This window comes from Commensalibacter sp. W6292M3 (genome assembly GCF_016101315.1).
Classification (GTDB): Bacteria; Pseudomonadota; Alphaproteobacteria; order Acetobacterales; family Acetobacteraceae; genus Commensalibacter; species Commensalibacter melissae.
On record NZ_JACFQT010000001.1, the window covers coordinates 161,007 to 179,094 of the forward strand.

The 18,088-nt window shown below is 38.3% G+C and carries 17 protein-coding genes and 1 tRNA gene; 10 read left to right on the forward strand and 8 right to left on the reverse strand.

Annotation, left to right across the window (positions count from 1 at the left end; translation table 11 throughout):
* Positions 1 to 71: 71 nt before the first annotated feature.
* Genes sppA through H3T57_RS00740 form a run of 3 tightly spaced genes read left to right on the forward strand, consistent with a single transcriptional unit; the run spans position 72 to position 2,791 of the window.
* Positions 72 to 1,004, forward strand: coding sequence for a signal peptide peptidase SppA (gene sppA / locus H3T57_RS00730; RefSeq protein ID WP_347400961.1), 933 nt, complete (start codon positions 72 to 74; stop codon positions 1,002 to 1,004).
* A gap of 39 nt (positions 1,005 to 1,043) precedes the next feature.
* Positions 1,044 to 1,325 (forward strand): integration host factor subunit beta, encoded by a 282-nt coding sequence (locus H3T57_RS00735; protein ID WP_110438448.1) that lies wholly within the window; start codon positions 1,044 to 1,046, stop codon positions 1,323 to 1,325.
* 29 nt (positions 1,326 to 1,354) lie between these two features.
* Complete coding sequence (locus H3T57_RS00740) at positions 1,355 to 2,791, forward strand: mannose-1-phosphate guanylyltransferase/mannose-6-phosphate isomerase (RefSeq protein WP_198192624.1); 1,437 nt, start codon at positions 1,355 to 1,357, stop codon at positions 2,789 to 2,791.
* 53 nt (positions 2,792 to 2,844) lie between these two features.
* Here the strand turns inward: H3T57_RS00740 and trxB are convergent, their stop codons facing one another.
* Complete coding sequence (gene trxB / locus H3T57_RS00745) at positions 2,845 to 3,807, reverse strand: thioredoxin-disulfide reductase (protein ID WP_198192626.1); 963 nt, start codon at positions 3,805 to 3,807, stop codon at positions 2,845 to 2,847.
* Positions 3,808 to 3,933: 126 nt separating this feature from the next.
* On the opposite strand from trxB, the gene H3T57_RS00750 reads away from it, so the two are divergent.
* From H3T57_RS00750 to H3T57_RS00760, 3 genes are all read left to right on the forward strand, one after another.
* Positions 3,934 to 4,428, forward strand: coding sequence for an Lrp/AsnC family transcriptional regulator (locus tag H3T57_RS00750; RefSeq protein ID WP_110438445.1), 495 nt, complete (start codon positions 3,934 to 3,936; stop codon positions 4,426 to 4,428).
* A 35-nt stretch (positions 4,429 to 4,463) separates the two neighbouring features.
* A complete protein-coding gene (locus H3T57_RS00755; RefSeq protein ID WP_122123937.1) occupies positions 4,464 to 5,207 on the forward strand; it encodes a polyprenol monophosphomannose synthase in 744 nt (247 codons plus the stop codon).
* Between the two features lie 172 nt (positions 5,208 to 5,379).
* Positions 5,380 to 6,870 carry a glycosyltransferase family 39 protein gene (locus H3T57_RS00760; RefSeq protein WP_198192627.1) on the forward strand — a complete coding sequence of 497 codons (1,491 nt, stop codon included), beginning with the start codon at positions 5,380 to 5,382 and terminating at the stop codon, positions 6,868 to 6,870.
* Positions 6,871 to 6,882: 12 nt separating this feature from the next.
* Here the strand turns inward: H3T57_RS00760 and H3T57_RS00765 are convergent, their stop codons facing one another.
* From H3T57_RS00765 to H3T57_RS00775, 3 genes are all read right to left on the reverse strand, one after another.
* Positions 6,883 to 7,269, reverse strand: coding sequence for a response regulator (locus tag H3T57_RS00765; protein WP_198192628.1), 387 nt, complete (start codon positions 7,267 to 7,269; stop codon positions 6,883 to 6,885).
* Positions 7,270 to 7,438: 169 nt separating this feature from the next.
* Positions 7,439 to 7,515: transfer RNA gene (locus H3T57_RS00770), tRNA-Arg, on the reverse strand.
* A gap of 66 nt (positions 7,516 to 7,581) precedes the next feature.
* A complete protein-coding gene (locus tag H3T57_RS00775; RefSeq protein ID WP_155567209.1) occupies positions 7,582 to 8,019 on the reverse strand; it encodes a hypothetical protein in 438 nt (145 codons plus the stop codon).
* A gap of 152 nt (positions 8,020 to 8,171) precedes the next feature.
* Here H3T57_RS00775 and guaA point away from each other — a divergent pair, with 152 nt between their 5' ends.
* From guaA to H3T57_RS00790, 3 genes are all read left to right on the forward strand, one after another.
* Positions 8,172 to 9,749, forward strand: a complete 1,578-nt coding sequence (gene guaA, locus H3T57_RS00780) for a glutamine-hydrolyzing GMP synthase (protein ID WP_198192632.1) — start codon at positions 8,172 to 8,174, stop codon at positions 9,747 to 9,749.
* A 484-nt stretch (positions 9,750 to 10,233) separates the two neighbouring features.
* On the forward strand, positions 10,234 to 12,153 hold the full coding sequence (locus H3T57_RS00785; RefSeq protein WP_198192633.1) for a ribonucleoside-diphosphate reductase subunit alpha: 1,920 nt from the start codon (positions 10,234 to 10,236) through the stop codon (positions 12,151 to 12,153).
* 245 nt (positions 12,154 to 12,398) lie between these two features.
* Complete coding sequence (locus H3T57_RS00790; protein WP_198192634.1) at positions 12,399 to 13,238, forward strand: aldo/keto reductase; 840 nt, start codon at positions 12,399 to 12,401, stop codon at positions 13,236 to 13,238.
* A gap of 61 nt (positions 13,239 to 13,299) precedes the next feature.
* Here H3T57_RS00790 and H3T57_RS00795 read toward each other — a convergent pair whose 3' ends face one another.
* Together H3T57_RS00795 and H3T57_RS00800 are read right to left on the reverse strand one after the other, a co-directional pair.
* Positions 13,300 to 14,262, reverse strand: coding sequence for a ribonucleotide-diphosphate reductase subunit beta (locus tag H3T57_RS00795; protein WP_122124296.1), 963 nt, complete (start codon positions 14,260 to 14,262; stop codon positions 13,300 to 13,302).
* Between the two features lie 183 nt (positions 14,263 to 14,445).
* Positions 14,446 to 15,246, reverse strand: a complete 801-nt coding sequence (locus H3T57_RS00800) for a tRNA1(Val) (adenine(37)-N6)-methyltransferase (RefSeq protein ID WP_122123931.1) — start codon at positions 15,244 to 15,246, stop codon at positions 14,446 to 14,448.
* A gap of 181 nt (positions 15,247 to 15,427) precedes the next feature.
* Here H3T57_RS00800 and H3T57_RS00805 point away from each other — a divergent pair, with 181 nt between their 5' ends.
* On the forward strand, positions 15,428 to 16,444 hold the full coding sequence (locus H3T57_RS00805) for a polyprenyl synthetase family protein (protein ID WP_232349699.1): 1,017 nt from the start codon (positions 15,428 to 15,430) through the stop codon (positions 16,442 to 16,444).
* Positions 16,445 to 16,451: 7 nt separating this feature from the next.
* On the opposite strand, the gene murI is transcribed toward H3T57_RS00805, so the two are convergent.
* A complete protein-coding gene (gene murI, locus H3T57_RS00810) occupies positions 16,452 to 17,273 on the reverse strand; it encodes a glutamate racemase (protein WP_122123930.1) in 822 nt (273 codons plus the stop codon).
* 13 nt (positions 17,274 to 17,286) lie between these two features.
* Positions 17,287 to 18,051: an orotate phosphoribosyltransferase gene (locus H3T57_RS00815; protein ID WP_110438435.1), complete on the reverse strand. Its 765-nt coding sequence runs from the start codon at positions 18,049 to 18,051 to the stop codon at positions 17,287 to 17,289.
* Positions 18,052 to 18,088: the final 37 nt, after the last annotated feature.

Below are 18,088 nucleotides of genomic sequence, written 5' to 3' on the forward strand. Positions count from 1 at the left end.
GCTTCGTGATCGTTATAAATTTTAGATTGATAGATTTGATGCTTTTATTAAAAAGTGGAGAATGAATTTACGTGGATAGTGATTTATTAATGGAACGGCAAAAGATGAAACGCAAATTGGTTTTATGGCGTTTATTTGCTGTTTGTCTGTTTGTTTTATCGATAATGGCAGGTTCTGCCAAATTAATAACGAAGAGGCTTGGTAATCATGACGCGCATTTGGTGAAATTGAAAATTGAGGGTGTTATTGGAAATGATGTTTCCAAACAGGTAACCCTGATCAATACTGCTTTAAAGGATAAATCTGTTAAGGGAATGATCCTTTATGTAAACAGTCCTGGTGGGGCGGTTACCGGTGGGGAACAGTTACATGATGCGCTGGTAAAATTCTCAAAAACCAAACCTGTTGTTGTTTCAATGGGAGGTGTGGCAGCTTCAGCAGGCTATATGATTTCAGTACCTGCAAAACGTATTTTTGCATTTAATTCTACCTTAACCGGATCAATTGGCGTCATTATGGAATCTCCTGATTTTTCTGGGTTGTTAGAGAAGGTCGGTATTTCATTTGATCAGCTTGTTTCAGGTCCTTTAAAGGGTCAGCCGTCAATGGTCAAACCCTTGTCTCCAGCCGGTCAAAAAATGCTGCAGGGATTGATTGGCAATTTTTATGATCAGTTTACGAATATGGTTGCTGAAGGGCGACATATGGATATCGCCCGTGTCAAGGAATTGGGGGATGGGCGACCTTATAGTGGTCAGCAAGCCGTTAGATTGGGATTGGTCGATCAGATCGGTAATGAAGAGGATGCGAAACAATGGATAATCAAAACATATCATCTTCCAACAGACATTGAAGTTGTTACATTAAAAAAAGATAAAAGTGAAAACTGGTTTGGGCTTGGCGGCAAATCAATCATGAATTTTTCGTTAAAAACAATTGCCAATCAAATTTTTTATAAGGAAAATGAAAATTTTGGTGGTATTTTAGCGATTTGGCACCCATAAAAGAATCATTATAAGCTATAATAACATTTGAGTGAGTTAATGACTAAATCTGAACTAATATTAGAAATTGCATCCGAACATCCTAATTTAATGTTGAAATATATTGAGGAAATTGTTTCAACAGTTTTTGATGAAATAGAGACAACGCTGGCGAGGGGTGATCGGGTTGAGCTTCGTGGTTTTGGTGCCTTTTTTGTAAAAAATCGTAAAGCCCGTACGGGAAGAAATCCTCGGACAGGGGAAACTGTAACTGTGGAGGAAAAATATGTTCCCTTTTTTAAAACGGGGAAGGAATTAAGGGAAAGGATAAATCAGCAATAATTTTTAAAACATTATAAAGGGAAACAGCAATGCAGGATATATCCATAATGAAAATTGTTCCTGTTATTTTGTCAGGTGGCACGGGTAGTCGGTTATGGCCCCTGTCTCGTGCCAGTTTCCCTAAACAGTTATGGCCCCTTATTACTGAAAAATCCATGTTTCAAGACACGGTTTTACGCGGTAAAGGGGATATTTTTTTAGAGCCAATCGTTATTTGCAATCAGGATCATCGTTTCTTGATTGCAGAGCAATTGAGAGAAATTGGCGTTGAAAATGCCCGTATTGTTTTGGAACCAGTTGGACGAAATTCAGCACCAGCCATAGCAACTGCAAGTTTGTTGGCGAATGAACTGGATGCTCAGACAATTTTATGGGTAATGGCGGCAGACGCATATATTCAAGATGTTCCAATACTGGTGAAATTGGTAGAAGAGGCAGCCGCTTTTGCACAAAACGGGAAAATTGTAACTTTCGGCATTCAACCTACACGTTTAGAGACAGGATATGGATATATTGAGAAAGGTTCAGTTATTGATAAGATCAAGAATATTTATGCCGTAAAGGCTTTTACTGAAAAACCTGATATTCGACAGGCTCAGCTAATGGTTGAGTCGGGAGGATATTTATGGAATTCGGGCATGTTCATGTTTTCTGCACAAACGATGTTGCAGGAAATGAAACATTATACCCCAACATTACTATCCTTGGTTAAAAAGGCTGTTGACAATAGACAGTCAGATTTATATTTCGAGCGTATATTATATGATGATTTCATAAAGGTCCCTGATCTTTCAATTGATTATGCCATTGCCGAAAAAACAAAAGCCATGGTCGTAGTATCTGCCGATCTTGTCTGGTCAGACATCGGAAGCTGGAATGGATTATGGAATGTAAGCCAGAAGGATCGGTCAGGGAATGTGGTTATAGGAAATGTATTCTTAGAAAACACGCATAATAGCTATATTCGTTCTGAAGAAATGGTAGCGGCTGTTAATGATATAGATAATGTTGTTGTGATTGTGACAAAAGATGCCGTTTTGGTTTCTGATCGAAACAAATCGCAAAATGTTAAGAAAATTGTCCAAAAATTGAATGCTGTAAAACAACAGGAAGCTGTTCGGCATAACCAATGTTATCGACCCTGGGGGCATTATGAAACGTTGGCACATGGAGAACGGTTTCTTGTCAAACAGCTTATTGTAAAAACTGGAGCGCAGCTTTCTCTGCAAAAACATCATCATCGTTCAGAACATTGGGTTATTGTTTCCGGTATTGCTGAGGTAACCCGTGGAGATGAAGTTATATTTCTGCATGAAAACGAAAGTGTTTACATTCCTCTGGGAATGGTGCACCGATTGAAAAATGCGGGTGACATACCTCTAATTGTCATTGAAGTACAATCTGGTTCTTATCTTGATGAAAGTGATATTGTAAGACTGGATGATCAGTATCATCGTATTGTATGAATATACTACGACTATTCAGAAAATCCAGATATTTGAACCCTATTTTTCGATATTCATCCTTCCGAGGCGGAAAGGAAACGTTCAGCTTCAAGTGCAGCCATGCATCCTGAACCCGCTGCGGTGATCGCTTGACGGTAGATTTTGTCTTGAACATCTCCAGCGGCAAATATGCCAGGAACAGATGTTTTTGTCGTTCCCGGTGTTGTTTGTATATAGCCTTCTTCATCAAGATCAATTTGATTTTTGAAAAGTTCTGTATTTGGTGTGTGACCGATTGCTATAAAAACACCATCAACAGGTAATTGGCTTATTTCTTTTGTAAGTGTATTTTTTAATGTAAGTCCTGTAACAGAAGGAGGATTACTTTCCGCCAAAATATCCTCTACAACGCTATTCCAGATAATCGTAACTTTTGGATTTTTCATGAGGCGTGTTTGTTGGATTTTTTCCGCCCGTAAACTGTTGCGACGATGAATGAGGAAAACATGAGCTGCATGATGGGTTAAATAAAGAGCTTCTTCAACAGCGGTATTTCCTCCACCAATTACCGCAACCTGTTTACCACGATAAAAAAATCCATCACAGGTTGCACAGGCGGAAACACCAAATCCCTGCAGTTTTTTTTCAGCCTCAAGACCTAGCCAACGGGCTTGGGCACCTGTAGCAATGATGACGGTTTTTGCTTTGTAGGTATTTCCCATATCGGTTTGCAATATGAAATAATTATTTTCTTTTTGTTTCTGTTGAAGGGAGCACCTTGTTACGCTGTCATTGATAATCTTGGCGCCAACATTTATGGCTTGTTGAGCCATCTGTTCCATCAACCGGGGGCCTTGTATGGGATCAGCAAAACCAGGGAAATTCTCGATTTCATTGGTAATAGTCAACTGACCACCGGGCTGTAATCCAGTTAGGAGAGTTGGGCTTAGATTTGCTCTGGCTCCATAGATTGCCGCTGTGTATCCTGCCGGGCCTGCCCCGATAATTAATAAATCCGTAAGAAATGTCTCACCCATATTATTCGTCCTATTATTACAAAGATTTTTTATATATAAGTCATCTATAGTATAATAAGAAACTATTGTTTAAAGAATAAATTGTTAAATTATATAAAGTGAAAGTTTTGGTAGGATAATCGATTTATGAATCAGGCAGCGGATCTTGATAAAATTGACTGGCTCATTTTAGATGAGCTTCAAAAAGATGGGCGAATAACAAATATTGAATTGGCACAAAGAGTTGGTATTTCTGCTCCCCCCTGCTTAAGGCGGGTAAGACGTCTGGAAACGATGGGGGTTATTCAAAGTTATCATGCGGATATCGATATGAAATCTGTAGGATGGTGCCTATCAGTATTTGTGCTGGTTGGTCTTGATAGCCAAAAAGAGGCCATATTAAAAGAATTTGAAAAGGAAATGGCGGATATTCCCGAGGTAAGGGAATGTCATATGGTGCGTGGTGGCGTTGATTTCTTAATTCGTTTTATTGCGCGAAATACCGAAGATGAAAATAGAATAACGCATGAATTGATAACGCATCCTCACATTGCCAGGGTTCAGACATTACAAGTTATTCATACCAGCTTTAATCGACATGGCGTTCCATTGGAATACGATCATCCAGATATATCCAAATAAATGCTTGATGATCAAATGTAAACTTTTATTGAAAAATGAAATATTTATCCGCTTCAGAAAAAGCGATGGGCGCGGAAGTTAGTATTATTGTTCCGTGTTATAATGAAAAAAATAATGTCCTTCCTCTTTTTAGAGCTTTAGAAACGGCTTTGGTAGGGTGGCGATGGGAGGCTATTTATGTCGATGATAATTCTCCGGATGGTACAATTGAAGAGATTAGAAAACTTGCCAGACAAGATATAAGGGCACGTGGAATACTTAGAGTTAACAAAAGAGGCTTGTCGTCTGCAGTGATTGATGGTGTCTTATCCTCTTCTGCTGATTATATAGCGGTAATTGATGGAGATATGCAGCATGATGAGACACGACTGCCAGATATGCTTGAGGCTGTAATTCATAGAAATTTTGATTTTGCAGTTGGCAGCCGTCATGTATCGGGTGGCAGTAATCAGGGATTGGCAAATTACTGGAGGAGATTTTTATCGGATCGTGGCATTGCATTATCACAAAAAATTTTACCTGTTCCATTAAAGGATCCAATGAGCGGTTTTTTTGTATTGAAAAGAAAGCTGTTTTTAAATCTTATGCCGACATTAACAGGAACCGGTTTTAAAATATTACTTGATTTGATATTATCCTGTCCCTCTACAATACGTGTTATCGAAATTCCCTTTCAGTTTCGAAAACGTTTTTCAGGACAAAGTAAACTTGGTTTAAAAATAATGATGCAATTTATTGTAATGCTGCTTCAAAAAAAATTAAAAAGATATCCTAGATAATTCAAATTTAATGATGACAATCTGATAAACCCATTTTGCTGCTTTGAAGAATTTATCAAAAAAACTGACGAAAATTAAAATATTTATATACTGGGCAATCCAATCATTCTTGATAACGAATTATAATTTAAAATATGTAAAACAGATGATTTCATGAATTTTGGTTAGTGGTATGTGTTCTGTAAAAGCTGATTTTGAATGGGTAAAAAAGTTAACGGTAAAACCTTGTTTATTATGGTTTTGGTTTGGTTTATCTATCGTGACACTCATTCGTTTATGGGTTGCTGCCGCCAGCCCGCTTTCGCCAGATGAGGCATATTATTGGTTATGGTCAAATCATTTAGATTACAGTTTTTATGATCATCCACCAATGGTGGCGTTGTGGATAAAATTGGGATGCTGGATTGGTAATAAAACCGCTCTGGGTGTCCGTTTTCTTGCCCCTTTTGCCGGTTTGATAGGAAGTGTTTTTATATATTTTAGTGTTTTGGATTTTTGTTATACCAGTCATGATAAAGAAAAAAATGCGATTACTGCGGTTGTGATATTAAATACAACCCTTGCTATTAGCGTCGGTAGTGTAACAATAACCCCCGATACTCCATTACTTTTCTTTATTTGTATTTTTATATGGGGATGTGGACGTTTAATTGCCACTCAAAAATTGGGATGGTGGCTGGTTATTGGTATAGCTGCAGGATGTGCATTGCTCAGCAAGTATACTGCGTTGTTAATGATTGCGGGATTAGGAGTTTGGTGCATTCTGACAGTTTTGGGTCGATTTTCTTTAAAATCCTGGAAATTATGGGGAGGGCTGTTTTTAACGATACTTATTTTCTTACCCGTGATTATTTGGAATTCAAAACATCAATGGATCAGTTTTTTAAAACAGGGTGGAAGAACAGCGGATTGGCATCCCAGTCGTGCGGTTCAGTTTTTGTCTGAATTAATGATCGGCCAGATCGGATTGGCCACTCCCATCCTTTTTATTTGTTTTTGTTGGGCCATGATTAAACTGACAAAAATTGTTTGGCAGAGTAAAGCGGAGAATGATTTTTTATTGTGGTTATGGGTTATTATTCCAGTTTGTGTATTTGTTCAGCATGCCTTTGGGGATCGTGTACAGGCCAACTGGGTGGGAATATTATATCCAGTTCTGTCTGTCATAACGGCAATTTATTTTCATCGTTTTATCAAGTCAGCCTGTATCCTCGGGAATATAATGGTTGGTTTGATTTACATTCAATCGGTTTTTGCATATTTTCCAATTCCGGCCAAATATGATCTCATATTAAAACGATTGGGGGGGTGGGCTGAATTAGCTAAAGTGGTTTCATGTCAAATTCCTGATTCAGTTCCAATCATTGTTGATGAATATGGCATAGCTGCAGAATTGGCATTTTATGAGGTGCATCATCCAATTATTCTGGTTGATAGACGCTGGAAATATTTTGCTTTAGCTGATTACCATGGGAAAAATGGCTATTTAATTCGTACACAGCGTCGCAAAGATATGCCACCTTCTGTTTATTTTTTAAATTCAGAAAAACAGGGGATTGTCGTAAGAAAAATCAAACAGAGAATCGCGGAAACCTATAATATCTATAAAGTAGAGTTAAATTATTCAAATGCTAACGAGCATGAAATCGTTTATCTGCCTTAATGAAAATTTCAATTAGGAAGCGATTTCTATCAATTCATCTGATAAAGGATTGGAAACGGTTTCTTCCACTTTTTTAATTAAATTCTTTATCCTGAATGGTTTTTCAATACGTGGAAATGGTAAATCATTAATACGCTGGTTGATTTGAAAATTTCCACTCATCAAAAGTACCCTGCATTTTTTTTGCAACATTTTAAGAATCAGCGGATATGGATCTCCGTCAGGTAAATAAACATCGACAATCATGAGGGTAAATGAAGTTTCTTTGATTAGTTCAGCAGCTTCAGCAAGAGAATGTGCCAGTTGAATTGTTGGAATTCGATTGGCAAAGCTTAACTTAATAAGATCGCATATTTCAGGCTGATCTTCTATAATAAGAAGAGACGTATTAGAAAGCATTTAGAAATCTATCAAAAAAATTACTTTTTTATCTTTATACCAAAAAAAAACGTAGAAATAAAGTATAATTTAATATGTATAAAGGAATAGTTAAATAATATTAATAAAGCTTATTTTAACTTTTTAATCAGGTTTTCAATCTAGGTATGAAATTGACCTCTAATTTAAGTGGCGCACCCGACAGGAATCGAACCCATAACCCCCAGATTCGTAGTCTGGTGCTCTATCCAGTTGAGCTACGGGTGCGTCTTGCCCTAGGCTTTTAACCGATCTTTTTCCGCTCTGCAAGTGTTTTTTTAACTTTTTGTGATTTTAATGCGCAATAGCGTTTGATAATCCGTAATGATGTGGACGATAAAAGGTAATTGTCGCCCGACAGTCAGGAGTTCCATAGGTTCCAATTATATTTTTATCTTTGGCTTTCCCTTCAAAAATGAGATCGTATGGTTTATGATCCATATCCGTACGGTGGAGGACAGCGACAAGATGCCTTGGATGTTCCTTTTTATGATAGATACCTGTCAAGACCAATGCCCCATTATCAGGTGAAAACAATATTTTCTTTTTATCGATTCTCAGGGCGGCCATACGATCATGTGGACAAATTCCCTGTTGTGTTTCCATTTTGCCTAACCATATTCCTGTGGGGTGGTCTTCGGCTAAATGACTGCAGGCAGCAGTCAACACTAATATAAAAATAGGGATAATCCGTATTTTTCGATGGATTAATTTCAGGCGATACTTGTTCACGGAATGCTCCAGAGTGAAAAAATATGAAAAGGAATTTATTTCTATATAAAGGAGAAATAGTTTTTTTTCAGATAAATTGTTTAATTTACATTTTTTTTTTCTATTTGTGATATGAAAACGTATTTTACTGAAAGAGGAAGTGATTGATAAAAATGACCCAGGTAAGCGAATTGGAACAATCTTTACATCAAGAAAAGATTCTTATTCTTGATTTTGGTAGTCAGGTAACCCAGTTGATTGCACGCAGAATAAGAGAAAGTGGCGTTTATTGCGAAATATGGCCTTATACGAGTGATGATGAAAAGATTCGTTCATTTGCACCAAAAGGGATTATTTTATCTGGCGGCCCTTCCAGTGTCACTCAAATGGATGCCCCAAGGATTCCGAATGAAGTTTTTACATTAAAGGTTCCCGTATTGGGAATTTGTTATGGTGAACAGGCAATGTGTCATCAATTGGGTGGACAGGTGGAATCCGGTGACCACCGTGAATTTGGCCGTGCGTATGTTAAAATTCTTGAGGATAGTGCCTTATGTCAGGGTGTATGGTCAAAGGGGAACCGTGAACAAGTATGGATGAGTCATGGTGATCGAGTTACAAAAATTCCACCCGGATTCAAGGTGGTAGGGGTTAGTGAGGGTGCACCCTATGCCATGATTGCTGATGAGGATCGTCACTATTATGGTGTTCAGTTTCATCCTGAAGTTGTTCATACACCTCACGGTGCCGCATTATTAAAGAATTTCACGCATAATATTGCCGGGTGTCAGGGTAATTGGACCATGGCCGGTTTTCGTAATTTGGAAATTGAACGTATTCGTCAAAAGGTTGGTGACAAAAAAGTCATCTGCGGTTTATCAGGTGGGGTTGATTCCGCAGTGGCAGCTGTATTGATTCATGAAGCTATTGGAGATCAGCTAACCTGTATTTTTGTCGATCACGGCATGCTGCGTCAAAATGAAGCGGATGAGGTTGTTAAAACATTCAAAGAGAAATTTAATATTCATTTGATTGCTAAAGACGCGTCTGACTTGTTTCTGAAAGAATTGACTGGAGTAACCGATCCAGAGGTTAAACGTAAAACCATTGGCCGTTTGTTTATCGAGGTATTTGAACAGGAGGCGCAAAAACTGGGTGGGGCTGATTTTCTGGCTCAGGGTACCCTTTATCCGGATGTTATTGAAAGCGTCAGTGTCACGGGAAAATCAGTAACTATTAAGTCTCATCATAATGTGGGTGGATTGCCTGAACGGATGAATATGAAGCTTGTCGAACCTTTACGTGAACTTTTCAAGGATGAAGTCAGGGATTTGGGTCGGGAATTGGGTATTCCAGAAAATATTGTTGGTCGTCATCCATTCCCAGGACCAGGCCTTGCCATACGAATTTTAGGGGACATTACGCGTGAACGGCTTGATTTGTTGCGTCGTGTTGATGCCGTGTATTTGGATGAAATTCGTAAGGCTGGGTTATATGACAAAATTTGGCAAGCGTTTGCTGTTTTGTTGCCTATTCGTACGGTTGGCGTTATGGGGGATGGCCGAACATATGATCAGGCTTGTGCATTGCGGGCTGTTACAAGTGTGGATGGTATGACTGCCGATGTTTATTCTTTTGATATGGAATTCCTTACTAGAGTGGCGGGGCGGATTGTTAATGAAGTCAAAGGCATTAATCGTGTAACTTATGATATTACATCAAAACCACCCGGAACCATTGAATGGGAATAAGATTGCAAGATAATCAATATCTTGAGAAAGTGTCACCCCAATTATTTCATAGGTTTGATTGGGGTGATATCTATTGTTTAGATTACGCATTGACAAGTTAAAGACTTGTTTTTTATTTAAGGAATTTATGATAATATAATTGTATAGCCATTCTATTTTTTAAACCCGATAAATATACAGAGGTTTCTGGCTAATATATTTTTTTAAAAAAATTTAAAATTAAATATATTGTTAAACCAATAAAGTCTGACCTATATTATACCATATTGTTATCATTTCTGATCTTTTTCGATTGTAAAATTAAAGTTTTTGTTTTTATCAAAATCTTGCATGTCAAGCTTAATGTTATGTTGATTTTATATCATCATATAGGTATGTATGTTTTTTTAATATACTATATATAGAAATTTATCATTACATTTAAAATTTTATAATGGTATAGTAAGGATGTAAAATCCTTAAAGGTTTGTTGTTTTGCGAGGATATGGTTGTGACCCCAGTTGATCTGCTTGAAAAAAAGCCTGTTGCCAATGCTGGAAAAGGTAAAACAGATAATGCTTCTCTTTTTACAGATGCCTTGGCAGGAAAAATACAGTTGTATGGGCGTTATCAGGTTAAATTAGATCATTCTCGTGATGCTTTATTGACAGATTTTGGTAAAGCGACGCTTGATGACCGTTATCTTATTGAGGGTGAAAGCTACCAAGAGCTGTTTGCAAGGGTGGCTTCCTACTACGGGGATGATGCGGAACATGCCCAGCGTTTATATGACTATATGTCTCAGCATTGGTTTATGCCGGCCACTCCAGTACTGTCAAATGGTGGGACGGCCAGAGGGTTGCCTATTTCCTGTTTTTTGAATGAAGCGGAAGACAGCCTGAAGGGAATTGTTGAACTGTGGAATGAAAATGTCTGGCTTGCCTCTCGTGGCGGGGGAATTGGATCCTATTGGGGAAATTTGCGTTCTATTGGTGAAAATGTTAGTCGGAATGGCAAAACTTCAGGTGTCATTCCATTCATAAGGGTGATGGACAGCCTGACCCTGGCAATTAGTCAGGGATCTTTGAGACGGGGTTCAGCAGCTGTTTATTTGCCTATCTGGCATCCTGAAATTGAGGAATTTATTGAATTACGCAGACCAACGGGTGGAGATCCCAATCGTAAAGCCTTGAATCTACATCATGGTGTTCTAATTTCTGACGCTTTTATGCGTGCAGTTGAAAATAATGAGGATTGGGCGCTTGTCTCCCCAAAAGATCAGTCGGTCATTAGGAAAATTTCTGCCCGTTCTTTGTGGATCAGACTGCTGACGACACGAATTGAACAGGGTGAGCCTTATATTGTCTTTTCCGATACGGTGAATAATGCCCGTCCTGAACATCATAAACTGGCTGGACTGGAAGTAAAAACCTCTAATCTTTGTGCTGAAATTACGTTACCTACAGGAATAGATCATAAAGGAAAGGAACGGACGGCTGTTTGTTGCCTTTCCTCTTTAAATCTTGAATATTGGGATCAATGGTCAAGAAACCCACAATTTATCCAGGATGTCATGTTGTTTCTTGATAATGTTTTGCAGGATTTCATTGATCATGCTCCTGACGAAATGGAACGTGCAAGATATGCTGCTGCACGTGAACGTTCCGTTGGTATGGGTGTAATGGGTTTTCATTCTTTTCTTCAAGCTCATAAAATTCCGTTTGAAAGCGTTATGGCAAAAGTATGGAACAAGAAAATGTTTCAGCATATACGTCAGGAAGCAGACAAGGCATCCGTTACCCTAGCGAATTTGCGTGGACCTTGTCCGGATGCCGCCGATTATGGCATTAATGAGCGCTTTTCAAACAAGATTGCGATTGCGCCAACGGCTTCCATTTCGATTATTGCGGGAAATGCAAGTCCCGGTATTGAACCAATTACGGCCAATGTATTTTTGCAGAAAACCTTATCAGGCTCCTTTACCGTAAGAAATAGGCATTTACGTAAGGTATTGCAGGAAAAAGGCCAGGATACTGATGCAGTCTGGTCTTCTATCACTTTAAACAAAGGGAGTGTTCAACATCTTGATTTTCTGACTCAGGATGAAAAGGATATTTACAAAACAGCATTTGAATTGGATCAACGTTGGATCATTGAACATGCTGCTGACCGTTCACCGTTTATCTGTCAGTCTCAATCAGTTAATTTATTTGTTCCAGCCAATGTTCACAAGCGTGATTTACATATGATGCATTATCAGGCATGGAAAAAAGGAATAAAATCCCTGTATTATTGCCGTTCTCTTTCTATCCAGCGTGCAGATACTGTTAGTAATTTGGCAGTTAAAGAGGATATTCTAAATAAAGGTGATCAGATACAGGCTGATACCTCGACAAGTTATGAAGAATGTCTATCTTGTCAATAATATTGGTTTGAAGGCCTTTTTAGAAGAAAAGGTCTTTTTTGTTAACTGGGCAAAAGTCTGATCTAAACGGATTTTATTCTTTCTATATCCTTAATATTTTAAGATTTAGGAAGATTTTTGGCCGATATAGGTGATATTCATTTATAAACAAGATGATATTGCTTTTTAAACAGACATCTATTTATGATATCAATCGAAATATTGATTTTGTCTTTAATATTTTTTGTAAAAAGGACACATATTGAATGTCATCTATTCCTCAAATTAAATTAAATGATGGGACGAATATTCCTGCTGTTGGATTTGGCACTTACAAACTTAACGGTAGGGAAGGGGTAAAATCTATCATCAGTGCCATTCATAATGGTTACCGTTTGTTGGATTCAGCTTTTAATTATGAAAATGAAGGCGCTGTTGGTGAAGCGGTCCGACAATGTGGAATTTCCCGTGATCAGTTGCGAATCACTTCCAAATTACCAGGACGTCGTCATCAATATGATCAGGCATTGTTAACGATTGAGGAATCTTTATATCGTGCACAGCTTGATTATTATGATATATATTTGATTCATTGGCCCAACCCGATAACAGGAAAATATCTTGAAGCCTGGGAAGCTTTGGTCGAGGCGAAAAAAAGAGGGATGATTAAATCCATAGGCGTTTCAAATTTCCTGCCTGAACATCTTGATCGTATTATTAAGGAAACAGGGGTGACACCAAGTATTAATCAAGTGGAATTGCATCCATATTTCTCCCAGGCAAAACAGCGTGTCTATGATAAAAAATTGGGAATTGTTACAGAGGCTTGGAGTCCACTGGGCCGTGCCAATGATCTGTTGACACACCCGATCCTGAAAGAAATTGCCAAAAATTATCATAAGTCGGTAGGACAACTAATTTTGCGCTGGCACGTCCAGCTTGGTGTTGTTCCCATTCCAAAAGCAACATCAGATCAAAGGCAAAAGGAAAATCTTGACATATTTGATTTTGATATTACGACAGAAGATATGCAAAAAATTGATGTATTATCAAAACCAGATGGTCGTTTAAAAGGACAGGATCCCTCAAAATATGAAGAATTTTAATTCTTAATATTATTCCCTCAGGATTAATATCTATTTGACCCTGAGGAATAACAGGGAATTCCTAAACTGTCATGCTTTCAAAAGCTTCTTCCCAGGTTCCTTCTGTGGCGGCTCGGCTATATTCAGTGGCACGATTTTCAAAGAAATTGGTATGTTCAACAGCATTGAGCATTTCATCCATCCAGGGTAACGGATTTTTATCAATATCGTAAATTGTATCCAGACCTAACTGTGTTAAGCGGCGATTGGCAATGAAACAAATATAATTTTTGACATCCTGTGCGGTTAGTCCTTCGACAGAACCCATTTCGAAAGCTAGGTCAATAAAGGCAAATTCATGTTCAACGATAGTTTTACATATATGGATCAGCTCTTGTTGAAAGTTTTCCGTCCACAAATGGGGATTTTCTTGAATGAACGTGCGGAAAAGCTTGATAATGGATAGGCAATGTAATGTTTCATCTCTTACTGACCACGAAATAATCTGCCCCATTCCTTTTAATTTATTAAAACGTGGAAAGTTCATAAGGATGGCAAAGGATGAGAATAATTGTAATCCCTCAGTGAATGCTCCGAAAACCGCCATTGTTTTGGCAATTTCGAGTGGATTATCAATTGAAAAATTCTGCATGTAGTCGTATTTGTCTTTCATTTCCTTATATTTGAGGAAAGCAGAATATTCGACTTCCGGCATACCAATAGTATCAAGAAGATAACTATATGCCGCGATATGAATCGTCTCGATATTGGAGAATGCTGACAGCATCATAAGAACCTCAATAGGTTTGAATACCTGGCTGTAATATTTCATATAGGCATTATTTACCTCGACATCTGATTGCGTAAAGAATCGAAAGATTTGGGTGATCAAATTCCGTTCGGGTTCGGTCAATTTTTTATGCCAGTCCTTGACATCTTCCGCCAATGGAACCTCTTCAGGTAACCAATGTAGTCTCTGTTGGGTCAGCCATACATCATAGGCCCAAGGATAATGAAAGGGTTTGTAAACTGGGTTATACGTCATCAGATTATGTGTTTGTGCTGGTTTTGAATCTTGCTTTTCCACAGTTTTAACTCCTTGGGTGATTTATGATTTAATTATGCTCTTTTATCAATATATAGTCATATAAATAAATTTAATATCGATATATAGTGTTTTATAAAAATAAACTTCTTGACTTAGATTCATCCCATATAAACGCTTATATCAAGATAACAAGGTTAGTTTTTTTCCCTGACGCAAGATTCGATTTGTTTCATTGGTAAATTCTCCATTGTCATTATGTAGTATCAGGCCTGGTGCAATCTGACTCCCTCCGGTCGATCCCATTCGTCCTTGTAAAAGTATAATTCGGGGTGGCCGGTTTAGTTTTGGCCATAAAGGAAATAGAATAACCGATCCCAGTTTATATTGATACATAAGGGCACTTGCTTCACTATACAGGCTGGCTGAAAGGGCCAGAGTTAATGTTCCTCCTTGTCGTAATGGACGGCTTAAAGCATAAATCCATTCAGCAAGCAAGCCTCTGGGAAGTTTTTTTGCCAGATTTTTTTCTGGGTCTGGTGAAGGACAGCTATTATGTTGATGCCAGGGAGGGTTGGCGAAGACATGATCAACATGTTCCTGACCATTAGGTAAAAATGTAAAAGGACGTTTTGGAAGTTTCGGTAATGTAACCTGCATTGCCTTTAGATTGGACATCGCATTAAGTTGAAAATTTTCATTTGCCAGTTCAACCATCTCTGGATGTTGTTCAAAACCTATTCCAGTAATCAAGGGAATACGATAGGCAAGACACATCAATCCTGCACCGGCTCCACATCCACCCTCAATAATTATCTGTTTTTTTTTGGCTGGAATACTGGCTGCCATCAATATGGGCTCGAGGGCTGTCCTGTATCCTTTTTGGAATTGTTTATAAAATATCTTTCCTTCTAATAACGTTCCATTGGATGTATTTTTTGATTTATGGTGTATATAAGGTGACGTAAAAGAAAGCGACTGCATAAATCATTAACCAAATAAATATGTTAGACAAATAAAATGTATTGTAGCGTAACCGATAATGAAATGTTAATGATAATGATCAATTCTGTTTTTATTTTTACAACTTGAATAAATTTTTATAAGTTTTATATAGGGTCGGTTGGATCAACATATGCCAATGAGACAGAAGGTAGAAAGTAAAATGCCTGTTCTGATGGGGAAAGAAGAACCTTTACAAGCATTAGTGGATTATTTAGCTGTTGACATGCAAGCTTGTAATCATGTCATTATGGATCGGATGCAAAGCTCCGTACCGTTAGTTTCACAATTGGCGGCACATCTTATTGTGGCAGGAGGAAAGCGTTTAAGACCTTTACTAACCTTGGCCTCGGCACGATTATGTGGATACGAAAAAGATTCTGCAGATCACATTACACGTCATGTCCGGTTGGCTGCCTGTATTGAATTCCTTCATACCGCGACCCTGTTGCATGATGATGTGGTTGATGAAAGTATGTTGCGACGGGGGACGGAAAGTGCAAATGCTGTTTTTGGCAATTCAGCGTCTGTATTGGTGGGAGATTTTCTTTTTTCCCGTGCATTTCAGATCATGACAGAAGATGGTTCCTTAGAAGTTATGCAAATCATTTCAAAGGCTTCGGCAACCATTGCTGAAGGTGAAATTTTGCAAATGACCGTACAGAATGATTTGTCAACTTCAATATCACGCTATTTTGAAGTTATTCATGGAAAGACTGCGGCATTATTTGCAGCTTCTTGTCGAGTTGGGGCTATTGTAGCCAATCACTCAAGACAGCATGAATTGGCGTTGGAATCTTTTGGTACAAATTTGGGAATGGCTTTTCAGCTGGTTGATGATGCATTGGATTATTCAGCGAAACAGGAAGAATTGGGTAAAACGATTGGCGATGATTTTCGTGAGGGTAAAATAACCTATCCAATTTTGATTGCCTATGAAAAGTCCACTCCAGTGGAAAAGGAATTTTGGCAACGGGTAATACAGGATGGCAAGCAGGAAAAAGGCGATTTAAAACAGGCCCTAGTCCTTATTCGAAAGTACAATGTAATTGAAGAAACCCTTAAAGAAGCTATGGTTTTTGCAAATAAAGCCAGTTCAGCGCTCGATGTTTTTCCAGAGAGTGAATTACATACTATCTTAAAAAATATTGCTAATTACACCGTGCATAGACATTTTTAAAATTGGTTTATTGCAATATAAATGTTTTGATTTGTGTAAATTTCATCAGGGCAAGCCGACTTAAAAGAGGTTTGTCCTTAGTTAATGGTGCAGTAGAATAAAAACAGTTATTTACGTTATTATCAGTATGTGAAAATTTCTCTTGCCGTAAAATGTCAATAGTGTGCTTGGCTACAGCAGCTGCAGGATCCAGCCATTGAATGGATGGGGATGTGTTCTGACGTAAAAGATCAAGAATAAAGCTGTAATGGGTACATCCTATACATATTGCATCCATTTGATCAGAATATGGATGATTAAACATATTATCAAGTTCTTGCTGGATTAGATGTATATCGCAAGACTTTGTCCGGAAATAATTCTCTGCCAGTTTTGCAAGTACAGGAGAACCATAAGCGATAAGTTTGCAATCCGAGGCAAATTGTTCTTTTAAATGACATAAATAGGGTCGTGCAATGGTTGCACGTGTTGCCAATAATCCAATTATTTTGCTTTGACTCACACGGGCGGCCCATCGAACAGGTGGAACACAGCCAACAAATGGAATGAAAGGATATATTTTCCTCAGCCTGTCGAGTGCAATAGTACTGGCGGTATTACAGGCAATGATAACAAGGTTTGGTTTAATTGACTGAATCGCCTGTCCGATAAGATTGATAATTCGTTCAACCAGAAAATTATCTTCTTGCTCACCATAAGGGAAAACAAGATTGTCGGCAAGATAGTCAATTGAAACCTGTAAATCGGTTGTTTTCAATTGTGTTTGGAGGTTTTGAACGATGCCTAAACCTCCAATACCAGAATCGAATGCTAAAACACGATAAGGCATAGGGTATAAAAGATTATAAACGGGATTGTTTATAAGCTAGAGCCTCCTGTTCATTGCTGACTCCGCCATGCTTGGCAGACCATGCGCAAGGATCTTCAAGGAAACGTCTGATTTCTGAGGTATCTCCATTTGAAAAGGCTGGGTATTCTGAACTGACTTCTAAAATATCCCACCAAGTGCAAAGGGAATGCAGACTGATACCAATATCATTTAGTGTCTGATAAGCGCTTGAAAAAACTCCATAAAAGAAAACAACAAAAGCATGATCAACAATTGCACCAGCCTTGCGTAAAGCTTTGGCAAACCCAACCTTGGAAATACCATCTGTAGTTAAGTCTTCCACCAAAAGAGTACGCATATTTTCAGGTACATCCCCTTCGATCTGTGCATTTTTACCAAATCCTTTAGGTTTTTTGCGGACATAGGCCATTGGAGTCATCATTCGGTCTGCGAACCATGCAGCAAATGGAATTCCAGCTGTTTCACCACCCACGACGGCATCAAAAGATTCATATCCAACGTGACGATAAATTTTTTCAACCCCTAATTCAATAATCTTTGCCCGGGCACGAGGATAAAAAATAATTTTACGACAATCAATATAAACAGGGGATTTCCAACCGGCGGTAAGTAGATACGGATCATCAGGACGAAAATTTACAGCCTGGATTTCCAAAAGAAGCCGAGCGGTAATAAGAGCGGCGTCACGATCCCATTCAGTTACACGAGGTGAACGTGGTTGTTTTTTATTAAAAAGTGAAGTATGAGTTTGTGACATAGAATGATTGCCTTATTCGTAAAGTAGAGAAAGCAGG